Annotated in this window: 10 protein-coding genes; 8 read left to right on the forward strand and 2 right to left on the reverse strand. The window is 62.0% G+C overall.

Annotated features, from left to right (window positions below; translation table 11 throughout):
* The first annotated feature begins 33 nt into the window (after window positions 1-33).
* From NKI18_RS22015 to NKI18_RS22045, 7 genes are all read left to right on the forward strand, one after another.
* Window positions 34-1,305 carry an ABC transporter substrate-binding protein gene (locus NKI18_RS22015; RefSeq protein ID WP_352622230.1) on the forward strand — a complete coding sequence of 424 codons (1,272 nt, stop codon included), beginning with the start codon at window positions 34-36 and terminating at the stop codon, window positions 1,303-1,305.
* 71 nt (window positions 1,306-1,376) lie between these two features.
* Window positions 1,377-2,261 (forward strand): carbohydrate ABC transporter permease, encoded by an 885-nt coding sequence (locus NKI18_RS22020; protein ID WP_023677182.1) that lies wholly within the window; start codon window positions 1,377-1,379, stop codon window positions 2,259-2,261.
* Window positions 2,261-3,112 carry a carbohydrate ABC transporter permease gene (locus NKI18_RS22025; protein ID WP_352622232.1) on the forward strand — a complete coding sequence of 284 codons (852 nt, stop codon included), beginning with the start codon at window positions 2,261-2,263 and terminating at the stop codon, window positions 3,110-3,112. Before NKI18_RS22020 ends, NKI18_RS22025 begins: the two co-directional genes overlap by 1 nt.
* 61 nt (window positions 3,113-3,173) lie before the next feature.
* Window positions 3,174-4,313 carry an ABC transporter ATP-binding protein gene (locus tag NKI18_RS22030; protein ID WP_352622234.1) on the forward strand — a complete coding sequence of 380 codons (1,140 nt, stop codon included), beginning with the start codon at window positions 3,174-3,176 and terminating at the stop codon, window positions 4,311-4,313.
* An 18-nt stretch (window positions 4,314-4,331) separates the two neighbouring features.
* Window positions 4,332-6,473: a beta-galactosidase gene (locus NKI18_RS22035; RefSeq protein ID WP_352622236.1), complete on the forward strand. Its 2,142-nt coding sequence runs from the start codon at window positions 4,332-4,334 to the stop codon at window positions 6,471-6,473.
* A 223-nt stretch (window positions 6,474-6,696) separates the two neighbouring features.
* Window positions 6,697-7,938: an acyl-CoA dehydrogenase family protein gene (locus NKI18_RS22040; RefSeq protein ID WP_352622244.1), complete on the forward strand. Its 1,242-nt coding sequence runs from the start codon at window positions 6,697-6,699 to the stop codon at window positions 7,936-7,938.
* A gap of 7 nt (window positions 7,939-7,945) precedes the next feature.
* Window positions 7,946-8,962: a phosphotransferase family protein gene (locus tag NKI18_RS22045; RefSeq protein ID WP_352622246.1), complete on the forward strand. Its 1,017-nt coding sequence runs from the start codon at window positions 7,946-7,948 to the stop codon at window positions 8,960-8,962.
* 46 nt (window positions 8,963-9,008) lie between these two features.
* Here NKI18_RS22045 and ftsZ read toward each other — a convergent pair whose 3' ends face one another.
* The gene (gene ftsZ / locus NKI18_RS22050) at window positions 9,009-10,016 is read right to left on the reverse strand and encodes a cell division protein FtsZ (protein WP_023677189.1); all 1,008 of its coding nucleotides are present in this window, start codon (window positions 10,014-10,016) and stop codon (window positions 9,009-9,011) included.
* 222 nt (window positions 10,017-10,238) lie between these two features.
* Window positions 10,239-11,357, reverse strand: coding sequence for an NAD(P)/FAD-dependent oxidoreductase (locus NKI18_RS22055; protein ID WP_353020454.1), 1,119 nt, complete (start codon window positions 11,355-11,357; stop codon window positions 10,239-10,241).
* Window positions 11,358-11,524: 167 nt separating this feature from the next.
* On the opposite strand from NKI18_RS22055, the gene NKI18_RS22060 reads away from it, so the two are divergent.
* Entirely contained in the window at window positions 11,525-12,901 is a 1,377-nt protein-coding gene (locus tag NKI18_RS22060) for an aspartate aminotransferase family protein (protein ID WP_352622240.1), read from the forward strand.
* The last annotated feature ends 191 nt before the right edge of the window (window positions 12,902-13,092 follow it).

Raw genomic sequence — 13,092 nt, forward strand, 5'->3', positions numbered from 1 at the left:
CAGTAGAGAATTGACAACACGGGAGGAGTAACAATGACGTTCAAGTGGATTGAAAAGCCGTCGACGCGGCGCAATTTCCTGAAGGGAGCTGGGGGCATTTCCGCTGGAGCCCTCGCGGGCTTCCCGATGCCGGCACTCAGCCAGTCGAGCGAAGTCAGCATCATTTCAGACGAAAACAATGCCGATGCCCTGCAGATTTTGCGGCGCATCGCGGCCGATTTCGAGAAGCAGTCAGGCACCAAAGTTGTAATCAACAACATGGATCACGAGGCCCACAAGACCGCGATCCGCAACTACCTTGTCGCCGGCGCGCCGGATGTCTGCTTCTGGTTCTCCGGAAACCGCATGCGTGCCTTCGTCACCCGCGGCCTGTTCGACGACATTTCGGATCTGTTCGAGAAGGAAAAGTACAAGGACGTGCTGGGTGCCACGACCGGTGCCGTCACTGTCGACGGCAAGCAGTATGGCCTGCCGACTGGCGGCACGATGTGGGGCATGTTCTATCGCAAGGACGTCTTTGCCGAGCACGGACTTACGGTACCGGCGACCTGGGACGAATTCCTGGCTTACGGCCAGAAGTCCAAGACCGCAGGCCTAATCCCCGTCAGCATCGGCACCAAGGAACTCTGGCCGGCGGCCGGATGGTTCGATCAGATGAACCTGCGCATCAACGGTCTCGACAAGCACTTCGCCTTGATGAACGGCAAGATGGCCTATACCGACCCGGCACTGAAGCCTGTTTTCGACCACTGGGAGGAGCTGATCAGGCAGGGTTTCTTCACGCCGGATCAGACGTCGTTCGGCTGGCAGGAGGCCGGCGCCTTCCTCGCCCAGAAGAAGGCCGGCATGATGAACCTCGGTGCCTTCGTGAAGGCTACTTTCCCTGAGCAGGATCTCGAGCAGCTGACATTCGCCCCTTTCCCGAAGATTGACGGCGCCCTCGACCGCTACGAAGAATTCTCGGTCAATTCGGTCCACATCCCGGCCAACGCCAAGAACAAGGCGGGTGCCCGCGAGTTCCTCGCCTTCTTCTACCAGCCGGAAAATTTCGGCCCTTATCTGGAACCTGGCGGCAACGTTCCGCCGCGCAACGACCTTCCGGCCAGCAAGGACCCGCTGGTCAACGCAGCTGTGGAAAGCCTGAAGACGGTGGCCGGCACATCGCAATATTACGACCGCGATACCGATCCCGACATGGCCCAGGCCGGCCTGGTCGGCTTCCAGGAATTCATGGCCAAGCCGGAGCGCCGGGACGCCATTCTTCAGCGTCTCGAGGGAACCCGTCGCCGGATCTTCAAGATCTAGCGCCTCCCAGCGGAGGGGAGCGGGGTTCGTGGCCCGCTCCCCGATGCTTTCCGTGAATGAGGTCTCCCAAAATGACGAAGCTTTGGCGCCGCCATCGCTGGTGGCTGACACCGACACTTCTGATTCTGCCCGCCGCTGTGCTGTTTTCCGTCGTCATTCTGGCCTCTGCGGTCGAGAGCCTATGGATCAGCCTGCACGAATGGGACGGCTTCAGCCCGATGGTCTGGATCGGCCTCGGCAACTACCGCGAACTGTTCGCCGACCCGCAGTTCTATGTTTCGCTGAAGAACAATCTGATCTGGTTGGTGATGTTCATGCTGGCGCCGCCGCTCGGCCTCGCCATCGCGCTGCTCGTCAACCAGAAAATCCGCGGCATGCGCCTGCTCAAATCGCTGTTCTTCATTCCGCTGGTGCTGGCTTCGGTTGCCGTCGGCGTTGTCTTCACCTGGGTCTATACGCCGGAATTCGGACTTCTCGCCCTGATCTTCCGCACCTTCGGCGCGACCGCCCCGGCAGTGCTGTCGGATGAAAACTTCGTCACCTTCGCCGTCGTGATTGCAGCGTTGTGGCCGCAGATCGCCTTCTGCATGGTGCTCTATCTCGCCGGCCTCAACAATCTCAGCGAGGACCTGATCGGCGCCGGGCGGGTCGACGGCGCCAGGGGCTGGAACATGCTGCGCCACATCGTGTTGCCGCAGCTGACGCAGGTCACCTTTATCGCCATCGCCGTCACCGTCGTCGGCGCACTGCGTTCCTTCGACATGGTCTCGGTGATGACCAGCGGCGGCCCCTTCGGTTCGTCCGAGGTGCTTGCCTATCAGATGTTCGAGCAGTCCATATTTTCCTACCGCTTCGGCTATGGCGCGGCCATTGCCTCGGTGCTGTTCGTGATCATGGCGGTCTTCATCGCCTGGTACCTGACGCGGATGATCCGCGCCGATGAAAGAGGCGGCTGATGTTTCCCCGCCCGATTCCCGAAACTGCTATTTGGCAGCGTGGCCTCTATGTCGTGCTGGTGGTCGGCATCCTGATTGTCTGGCTGGCGCCGCTCTTTGCCATCATTCTTACCTCGTTCCGCTCTACGCAGGATGTCATGGGCGGCAATCTGTGGGGCTGGCCGACCCAATTCGGCCTGGTCGGAAACTACACGGCGGTCTTCACCCAGACGCCGATGGCCCGCTACTTCCTCAACAGCCTGACGATCACCATCCCCTCGGTGATCGGCGTTCTCATCTTGAGCACGCTCGCCGGTTTCGTGCTCGCCCGCTACCGGTTTCGCGGCAACATGCTCGTCTTCGCCCTGTTCGTCGGCGGAAATTTCCTGCCGCACCAGATCATGATGATCCCGGTGCGCGATCTCATGGTGCGGCTCAACCTCTACGACACGATGTCGGCCCTGATCATCTTCCACATCGCCTTCCAGACAGGGTTTGCAACGCTGTTCATGCGCAACTTCGTCGCCGCCTTGCCGGGAGAACTGTTTCAGGCCGCCAGGGCCGAGGGCGCGACACCGTTTCAGACATTGGTACATGTCGTGGTGCCGCTGGTGCGGCCCGCTCTTGCGGCGCTGGCGATCCTGCTCTTCACCTTCATCTGGAACGATTATTTCTGGGCGGTCGTGCTCACCATCAGCGATACCGTCAAACCGGTAACCGCCGGCCTGGCCAACCTGCGCGGCGAATGGGTCTCGGCCTGGAACCTGATCTCGGCTGGCACCATCGTCGTGGCTTTGCCGCCGGTTGCCATGTTCTTCCTAATGCAGAAGCACTTCATCACCGGCCTCACCATGGGAGCGGTCAAGGGATGAGCGACCATGGCTTCAAGGCGTCGCCCACCCGATCCGAAACTCATTTCGCAAGCAGGGCTCCATGACCAGTCTTGAACTCCGGCAGATACAAAAGAATTATGGCAGCTACCACGCGCTGCGCGGCATCGATCTCAGCGTCGAACAGGGCGAGTTCATTGTCACCGTCGGGCCGTCCGGCTGTGGCAAGTCAACGCTGTTGAAGATCATCGCCGGGCTTGAAACCGTCTCGACCGGTGAAATTCTCATCAACGGCCGTGATGTCACCACCACCGAGCCGGGTGAGCGCGGCATTGCCATGGTCTTCCAGTCCTATGCGCTTTACCCGCATATGACGGTCGCCGAGAACATGGGTTTCGGCCTGCGCATGGCGCATCGCCCCAAGGCCGAGATCGATGCCGCCGTGCTGCGAGCCGCCAAGATCCTTCGCATTACTGACCAGCTCGACAAGCGGCCGAAACAGCTTTCCGGCGGCCAGCGTCAGCGTGTGGCGATCGGCCGTGCCATAACCCGCTCGCCCGACGTGTTCCTGTTCGACGAACCGCTATCCAACCTTGACGCAGCGCTGCGCACGCAGATGCGCGTCGAGCTTTCCGATCTGCACGCCAGGCTCGGCGCCACCATGGTCTATGTCACGCACGACCAGACCGAGGCGATGACAATGGCGAGCCGTATCGTCGTGCTCAATCGCGGCTCGGTCGAGCAGGTGGGCGCTCCGCTCGAACTCTACCGCAATCCGGCCAATCTCTTCGTCGCGGGCTTCCTCGGCGCACCCCGGATGAATTTTTTCGAAGTGACCGTCGCCGCTGTCTCCGGCGGCGCCGCCACGCTGTCGACCGCCGGTCTTTCTCCTTTGACTGTCGAACTGACGGAAGCGGCATCCGTACAGGTCGGCGATAGGGTGACGATGGGGATTCGGCCGGAGAGCATCAGCTTGGCCGCGGAAGGGACAGCGAGTTTTGCCGCACGGGTGCGGCTGGTCGAGCATCTCGGCCGCGAGACCATCCTCTATGCCGACGCCGGCCCGCTGCAATGCGTCAGTTCCGAAAGCGGCAGCGGCAACGTCACCGTCCAGATCGGCCATGCGAGTGCCGTCGCTGCCGATGCGACCGTCGGCTTCAAGGTCGAGCCGCGTGACGTCTATCTCTTTTCCTCTGTCGATGAGCGGACAATCAGTGCCCGCAAATCCACCATCACCGACTGATCTTCAGGAGTATCCTTCGTGAACAAGACTTCAAAAGGCCGCGCCCTGTCGGTCTGGCGCACGATCCAGACCGACCGCTTTCTGGTCGGCGCGCCGCACTACCCCGAACATGTGGACGAGAGTTACTGGGACAATGACGCCCGGCGCATGGCCGAGGCTGGCTTCAACGTCGCCCGCCTCGGCGAATTCGCCTGGCACATTTTCGAACCGCGTGAAGGCACCTTCGATTTCGACCTGTTCGACCGGGCAATCGAGGGCCTCGCGCGTTACGGCGTCAACACGATCCTGTGCACGCCGACCGCCACCCCGCCGCGCTGGCTGACCACAAAGCATCCGGAAATCCTGCGGCTTGATGGAAATGGCCGGTCGATGAGCCACGGCTCGCGCCAGTATGCCGACACCAGCAGCCCGGTGTTTCGCGACTATAGCCGCAGGATCACCAACGCGATGGCGGACCACTACCGCGACAATGCAAATGTCATAGGCTGGCAGACCGACAACGAACTCAACACCAGCATGCCGGAATCCTATTCGCCGTCGGCATTGAAGGAATTCCAGGCTTATCTCCAGGAAACCTACAAGACGATAGACAGGCTGAACTTCGCCTGGGGTGGCGATTTCTGGGCGACGGCTTACGGCGATTTCAGCGAAATTGTCTTCCCGCTGGATTTTTCCCCGTCCTTTCCCGGTCCCGGTCACCTCCAGGACTACCACCGTTTTCTCGCCTTTTCGACAGCACGGTTCCAGCACGACCAGGTCGAGATCCTGAGAAAAGCGAATGCCAGTTGGTTCATTTTCCACAATCTCGGCGGATTGCGTGACATCGACTTTCGCGGCCAATTCTCCACCGATCTCGACTTCGTCGGCTACGACATCTATCCGTTCCTCTATGACGAGTTCTTTCGCCTAGGCAACCAGGCCAAGATCCAGGCGCTGCATCTCGACATCTGCAGGGGATTTTCCGGCAACTACATAGTGCCGGAACAACAGTCGGGTTTTGGCGCCCAGCCGGGCTTCTGCACGCTGACGCCGGAGCCGGGCGAAATGCGACGCATGGCGATGTCGTCGGTTGCGCGTGGCGCCGATGGGATCATGTTCTTCCGCTGGCGTCCCGCACATTTCGGCGCGGAGATATACTGGATGGGCATCATCGATCACGATGATGTCGCTCGCCGCCGCTATGACGAAGCCAGGCAGTTCGCCACCGAGATGACGGCGCTTAAAGACAAGATCCTAGGCACCCATGTGCGGATGGATGTCGGCATCGCCGGCTCGGACTTCGACAATCAGGAAGCCCACAAGACCTTCCCCATCGGCCTGCCAAGTCCGCAGGATGATGCAACCTTGCTGCATCAGTATTGCTATGACCGCGGCATCGCCTGCGGCTTCATCCACCCGGAAGACGATCTGTCGAAGCTCAAGGTGTTCTACGTGCCGCATTGGGTGATCTGGAAGGACAGCTGGACCGAGCGGCTGCAAGTCTTTGCCGAAAATGGCGGTACCGTCATCATCGGCGCGCGCACGGGAACCCGCGACGAAAACAACCACGTCATCCGCGAGACAGCGCCGGGCCAGTCGCTGTCGAAGCTGACCGGCGTTCGCGTCGAGGATTTCGGGCGGCTGGCGGCACCTGGGGCCAATGGCCTATTCAATACCATGTCGCGCTCCGGCGGGCTCGTCATTCCTCCCGACAGACCGGCCGAATCCAGCCGCCGTATCCGTCGTTTCACCGTCGGAAACCACGAGTTCGATGCCGGTTATTTCTATGAGAACCTCGCAGTCGAACCGGAAGTCGAAATTGTAGGGGTTTGGTCGAACCGCTACGCGGCAGGAACGCCTGCAATTACCTCCCGCGCCGTCGGCAAGGGCCGTGTGCTCTATGTCGGCACTTATCTAACCCCGGAGCTGACAGCTCAACTCGCTACGCGCACTTTCGTGGATGCGAATGTGGAGCCTCTGGTTCCGGATCTGCCGGACGGCGTCGAGGTCACGATGCGCGAGAATGACGAACGCCGGCTGCTGTTCGTGCAAAACATCAAAGACACGCCCGTTGCGGTAACCGGCGTTCCCTTCGGCAGCAACCTGCTCGATAGCGAAGGACCTGTCTCCGGAGTGTTGACGCTGGACGGCTATGGCTGCGCTGTCCTCGAATTGATCTGAGCATTGTCGCGGACGTTAGCCATACGAAACCTGAGTACTCTTTGATCCTGGAATTCGACCGCTATCGGCAGCACGCCGGCATCGATCCATATCGAACCGGCGCATTGACGTGCGCAAGGAACGGCCGGCGAACTGCTGTTGCTCCCATTCAACGACGGCAGTTACACTACCGGCGCGACCATCGGAGCCGATGGCGGCATCTCGTTTCATCCTTGTGAGCGCCATGAATTTCGACATTTCCGTCCGAACCGAGGCCTTCCGCAGCCGGATCGCCGATTTCGTCGAGCGCGAAATCCTGCCGCTCGAGGCTGACAAGGCTTGTTATGACGGCCATGGCAATATTGCGCTGCCGCTGCTTGAAACGCTGCGCGGCAAGGCGAAAGCAGCCGGCCTGTGGTGCCTGCAGCTCAAACCCGAGACCGGCGGGGCCGGCCTTTCCAAGGTGGATATGGCCGTCTGCTATGAAGAGATGAACCGCTCGATCTTCGGTCCGGTCGTGTTCAATTCCGCGGCCCCCGACGATGGCAATATGATGATGCTGGAACGGTTGGGAACGCCGGAGCAGAAGCAAAGATGGCTGAAGCCGATGGTCGAGGGCAAGGTGCGTTCGGCTTTCGCAATGACGGAACCGCATCCGGGCGGCGGCTCCGACCCGTCGATGATCATGACCAGAGCCGAACGGCGCGGCGACAGATACGTCGTCAAAGGCCGCAAATGGTTCATCACCGGCGCGCAAGAGGCGAGCCACTTCATTCTCATAGCGCGCACTTCGGACGATCCGCGTCACGGCCTTTCGGCCTTGCTGTTCCACAAGGACCAGCCGGGCTGGCGGATCGTGCGGCGCATCGAGATCATGGGACCGGAAGAACATGGCGGCCATTGCGAGCTGGAGTTCGACGGCCTGGAAGTCCCGGTCGAGGACGTGCTTGCCGGCGAAGGCAGCGGCCTCCGGGTTACCCAGGTCCGGCTCGGTCCGGCGCGGCTCACCCATTGCATGCGCTGGCTCGGTCTTGCCAAGCGCTGCATCGAAATCGCGCGCGCCTATGCCGCCGAGCGTAGCGGTTTCGGGCAGCTTTTGGCCGACCGCGAGAGTATCCAGCTGATGCTCGGCGACCTTGCCATGCGCATCGAGATCGGGCGGCTGCTGGTGATGAAGGCGGCCTGGGAGCTCGATCGCGGCGGCTTTGCCCGCAAGGAGGTCTCCATGGCCAAGATCCAGGTCGCCAATGTGCTGCATGACGCCGCCGACGTGGCGATCCAGATCAACGGCGCCCGCGGCTATTCGAAAGACACTGTACTCGAATGGATCTACCGCTACGCCCGCCAGGCTCGCCTGGTCGACGGCGCCGACGAGGTCCACAAGATGGTGCTCAACCGCTTTCTCAACGAGGAAGGTGCGGGCTTCTGGCGCTGGCATGTCGAAGCCGGCAGACAAGACGAAACAGGTCGCGGCGGGAACCGCTGAGCCGGCAATGAGGATGGATTTCGATCCAGTACGCCTGGAGGATTTTCTGAGAGCGCATTTTGGCGATGGCCAAATGTCGCTTGAGCGGATTGTCGGCGGCCAATCCAACCCGACCTATTTCGTCGACTATGGCGGCCGCCGCATGGTTCTGCGCAAGAAACCTCCGGGACCGATCCTGCGCGGCGCTCATGCGGTCGATCGCGAGTACCGGGTGATCGAGGCGCTAGCATCGACAAAGGTGCCGGTGCCGCGGCCGGTGCTCTATCACGACGGCGACGAGCCGCTCGGCACGCCGTTCTATCTGATGCAGCGGCTCGACGGCCGCGTGTTCCATGATGGCTCGTTGCCGGGACTGGCGCCGGACGAGCGGCGCGGCATCTATTTCGGCATGGCCGAGGCGCTGGCAAAGCTGCACGCAGTCCGGCCGGAAGAGGTTGGGCTCGGCGACTATGGCCGTCCCGGGAACTATTTTGAGCGACAGATCGCGCGCTGGACCAGACAGTTGCGGGAATCGCCGAGCGAGCGCATTGCCGCGCTCGAAGCCGTCGCCGAATGGCTGCCGCGACATCTTCCGCCAGATGACGGCCACGTTTCGATCGCGCATGGCGATTTCCGTCTCGGCAATCTCATCTTCCATCCCGAGCGGCCCGAGGTGATCGGCATACTCGACTGGGAGTTATCGACCCTCGGCCATCCGCTTGCTGATCTCGGCTTCTGCTCGATGCCCTGGCATTCCTCATCGGACGAATATGGCGGCATCCTCGGCCTTGATCAGGCAGCCCTCGGGATTCCGACACAGCGCGAATTCCTCGATCATTACTTCGCCCACGCCGTGCCGACGGCGCCGCTCCAGCGGTTCCATCTGGTGTTTGCCATGTTCCGCTTTGCCGTGATCTTCGTCGGCATCGCCGACCGCGTGCTGGCCGGCAGCGCGGTTGCGGCCGATGCGGCCGACGTGGCACCGCTGGCCGGCCGTTTTGCTGCACGCGCTATGGAAGTCATCGACGGCGCGCGGCCGTGGTGACGCGAGGCTGGCAATCAGCTGAGCGAACCGCACGCGATAACGCTGTTCAGTTCATGCGAACTTCCGGTTCGGCAAGCAGTGGAATCTCCAGGCCACGCCGCAAGCCGGTCGCCACGACCGATACCCTGAATTTTCCGGCGAGTGCCTTGTCGAAGATGGCGCCGACGATGATGTCGGCATCGTTGTCGACCTCCTCGCGGATGCGGGTAGCGGCTTCGTCGACCTCGAACAGCGTCATGTCCATGCCGCCCGATATCGAGACAAGGACGCCCTTGGCGCCCATCATCGAAGCTTCGTCGAGCAGCGGGTTGGCGATTGCCGCTTCCGCTGCCTTCTTGGCGCGGCCTTCTCCGGCGGCTTCGCCGGTTCCCATCATGGCGCGGCCCATGTCGCGCATCACCGACTTCACATCGGCGAAGTCGAGATTGATCAGGCCTTCCTTGACGATCAGATCGGTGATGCAGCCGACACCCGCATAGAGGACCCGGTCGGCCATGGCGAAGGCGTCGGCGAACGTGGTTCTGGCGTCGGCGATCCTGAACAGGTTCTGGTTGGGAATGACGATGACGGTATCGGCGCTTTCGCGCAGGCGCTCGATGCCCTCATCGGCAGCGTACATGCGGCGCCTGCCTTCGAAGACGAATGGCTTGGTGACGACGGCAACGGTCAGTATTCCGGCTGCCCGCGCTGCCTGCGCTATCACAGGCGCGGCACCAGTGCCGGTTCCGCCTCCCATGCCGGCGGTCACGAAGCACATGTGCGTTCCAGCAAGGTGATCCATGATCTCGTCGATGGATTCCACGGCCGCAGCACGGCCGACCTCGGGCAGGGACCCGGCGCCGAGACCTTCGGTGATATGAGCGCCCAACTGGATCAGCCTCGTTGCCTTCGACATGGCAAGGGCCTGGGCATCGGTGTTGGCGACGATGAATTCCGCGCCCTGCAGGCCTTCGGCGATCATGTTGTTGACGGCGTTGCCGCCGCCGCCGCCGACCCCGACGACGGTGATCTTGGGCCTCATCTCCGAGATTACCGGCCTCGTCGCGGTGTTCATTGCCGTTCTCCCTGGATACGCCGAGTGGTCGCTGGAAGCTTGTCCCGGGCGCACTGCGAAAACTCTGAACCGGGCAGTGCGAATCAGGACAGCCCCAGAATGCAGGGAATCAGAGCGCGGAGCGGGCTGCAAGTGCGCGATGTGCCTCATAGGGGACTTGCGTCTGAAAGTTCACGCAATGCGCCTTGATACAGTGCAGATCGCGGCGCGGGGCGCCGCACGCTACAACTTCGGCGCGAGGCACTGCGCGACATGGTCGGCAATCGTCAGGCAGGAGGTCAGGCCGGGGCTTTCGATGCCGAACAGGTTGACCAGGCTATCCACGCCGTGCACCGCCACGTCCTGGACGACGAAGTCGGCATTGGCCTCACCGGGACCGGACAGTTTTGGCCGGATGCCGCTATAAGCGGGTTGCAGGCTGCCATCGGCCAGGTCCGGCCAGTATTTGCGGATCTCGCTGTAGAAGCGCTCGCCACGAGCCGGGTCGACGCGATAGTCGAGTTGATCGGTCCATTCGACGTCCGGCCCGAAGCGGGCGACGCCATCAAGGTCGAGTGTCAGATGAACACCGAGCCCGCCGGGTTCGGGCACCGGATAGACCAATCGCGAGAACGGCGCCCGGCCGGCCACCGAAAAATAATTGCCCTTGGCATAATGGAGCTTTGGCACGAATTGCTGATTGAGCCCTTCAAGCGAACCGGCAAGTGCTGCGGCGCCAAGCCCGGCGGCATTGACGAAACGCGGAGTGGCGATCTCGAAGCGCTCGCCGCCGGCAGCGTCCACCGTCTCGAGCACGACGCGGCCTGCTTCGATGCGGCCGGAGGCGATGCGCGTGTTGAGACTAAGTGCCGCCCCGTGCTCCTCGGCGTCGCCCAACAGGGCGAGCATCAGGGCATGGCTGTCGATGATCCCGGTGGCGGGCGACAGCAGCGCCGCCGTGCACTTAAGGCTGGGCTCCAGCGTATGCGCCTCGGCTTCGCTCAAGCGCAACAGGTCGCCGGCGCCGCAAGCGCGTGCATTGGCCCGGATTGAGGCGAGCACCGGCTCCTGTTCGGCATTTGTGGCAACGATGAGCTTGCCGCAGCGCGCGTGCGGGATCGCCCGCTCCTCGCAATAGCGATAGAGTCTTCCCCGGCCGGCCACGCAGAACCGGGCTTTCAGCGATCCAACCGGATAGTGGAGGCCGGCATGGATGACCTCGGAATTGCGCGAACTTGTCCCGGTGCCGATAGCGCTCTCGGCTTCCAGGACCAGCGTATCGATGCCGCGCTGCGCCATCTCTCGCGCGATCGCCAGGCCAACAACGCCGGCGCCGGCGACAATGCAGTCGACATGGTCCACGGTCAGGTCAAGCCGAAGTTCTGCATGCGTCCATCCATCCGCTGGCCCTGTCGAAAGCGCTTGACACTATACCGTTCGAGAAAGATGCATCAAACGGCATAATGCACGGGGACCTGCCGAGCCGGACCGGCGGCAGGACTGTTTCCGCGTGCAGCACAGGAGGCATCATGGACGCACGACCGAATTCTCCCGAAGCCCGCGACATAAGCTTTCACATGCATGGCTATACGAATGCGCGCAAGCATCAGGAATCGGGGCCGCTCATTATCGAGAAGGGCGACGGCATCTATGTCGAGGACCTCGCCGGCAACCGTTATATCGAGGCGATGGCCGGGCTTTGGAGCGTCGCGGTCGGTTTTTCGGAGAAGCGGCTGGTCGATGCGGCAGTACGGCAAATGTCGAAGCTGCCTTACTATCACGATTTCGGCTCCAAATCGCATTCGCCGCTGATCGATCTCGCCGAGAGACTGGTGCAGATGGCGCCGGTGCCGATGAGCAAGGCGTATTTCACCAATTCCGGCTCCGAGGCCAACGATTCGGCCATGAAGATGATCTGGTACCGGTCGAATGCGCTCGGCCAGCCGGCGCGCAAGAAGATCATCAGCCGCAAGAAGGGCTATCACGGCGTCACCATCGCCTCGGCAAGCCTGACCGGACTGCCCAACAACCACACTTCGTTCGATCTGCCGATCGCCAATGTGCTGCATACCTCGACGCCGCACCATTGGCGCGAGGCGCTGCCGGGTGAAAGCGAAGAGCTGTTTTCGACGCGGCTCGCCGACGAGCTGGAAAAGCTGATCCTCGCCGAAGGACCGGAAACCATCGCCGCCTTTTTCGGCGAACCGATCATGGGCGCCGGCGGCGTCATCGTTCCGCCGGCCGGCTACTGGGAGAAGATACAGGCGGTGCTATCGAGATACGACATCCTGCTCATCGCCGACGAGGTGATCTGCGGCTTTGGCCGAACAGGTGAGATGTTCGGCTCGCAGACCTTCGGCATCAGGCCCGACATCATGGTGTTGTCGAAACAGATCTCTTCGTCCTACCTGCCGATCTCAGCCCTGCTGATCAATGACAAGGTATTCGAGCCGATCGCCGACGAAAGCAACCGTATCGGCACCTTCGGCCACGGTTTCACCGGCGGCGGCCATCCCGTTGCGGCAGCGGTCGCGCTCGAGAACCTGAAGCTGATCGAGGAGCGCGACCTTGTCGGCAATGCGCGTGCGGTCGGCTCGCATTTGCAGAAGCGGCTGCGCACGCTCGCTTCGCACCCGCTTGTCGGCGAGGTGCGCGGCATCGGCCTGGTCGCGGCGGTCGAGCTGGTCGGCGACAAGGCAAACAAGACGCCGTGGGGGAAGGCCGGTGAACTGGGCGGGCTCGTCAACGGCTTCATGCAGCAGAACGGCGTCATCTCGCGCAATATGGGCGACGCGCTGGCCTTCTGCCCGCCGCTGATCATCACCGAGCCGCAGGTCGACCAGGTGATCGACGCGTTTGAACGGTCGCTCGAGGCTGCCGTCAAGCAGGTCCGATCGCAGAGCTGAATAGGCAAAGTCGATTTTGAAACCTGAAAACAAAAACGCCTCGGCGACGGCTGGCAGAAGGTTACCCTCCACACCCGTTGCTGCCGTTTAGAGCCTTTCACGTTTTGATGGAAGCGTAGCCGGCGTTTGCGAAGTAGTTGTTGCATTCGGTTGCCTCGATCGTTTCAACGAGGTGGCCGATGTGGCGCCAA

Origin of the sequence: Mesorhizobium sp. M0800, assembly GCF_040320095.1 — a bacterium.
Taxonomy (GTDB): domain Bacteria; phylum Pseudomonadota; class Alphaproteobacteria; order Rhizobiales; family Rhizobiaceae; genus Mesorhizobium.

Bases quoted from the DNA above. Each gene is read 5' to 3' on its own strand.
- NKI18_RS22015 (WP_352622230.1), top strand. From the start codon at position 34: ATGACGTTCAAGTGGATTGAAAAGCCGTCGACGCGGCGCAATTTCCTG.
- NKI18_RS22020 (WP_023677182.1), top strand. From the start codon at position 1,377: ATGACGAAGCTTTGGCGCCGCCATCGCTGGTGGCTGACACCGACACTT.
- NKI18_RS22025 (WP_352622232.1), top strand. From the start codon at position 2,261: ATGTTTCCCCGCCCGATTCCCGAAACTGCTATTTGGCAGCGTGGCCTC.
- NKI18_RS22030 (WP_352622234.1), top strand. From the start codon at position 3,174: ATGACCAGTCTTGAACTCCGGCAGATACAAAAGAATTATGGCAGCTAC.
- NKI18_RS22040 (WP_352622244.1), top strand. From the start codon at position 6,697: ATGAATTTCGACATTTCCGTCCGAACCGAGGCCTTCCGCAGCCGGATC.
- NKI18_RS22045 (WP_352622246.1), top strand. From the start codon at position 7,946: ATGAGGATGGATTTCGATCCAGTACGCCTGGAGGATTTTCTGAGAGCG.
- ftsZ (WP_023677189.1), bottom strand. From the start codon at position 10,016: ATGAACACCGCGACGAGGCCGGTAATCTCGGAGATGAGGCCCAAGATC.
- NKI18_RS22060 (WP_352622240.1), top strand. From the start codon at position 11,525: ATGGACGCACGACCGAATTCTCCCGAAGCCCGCGACATAAGCTTTCAC.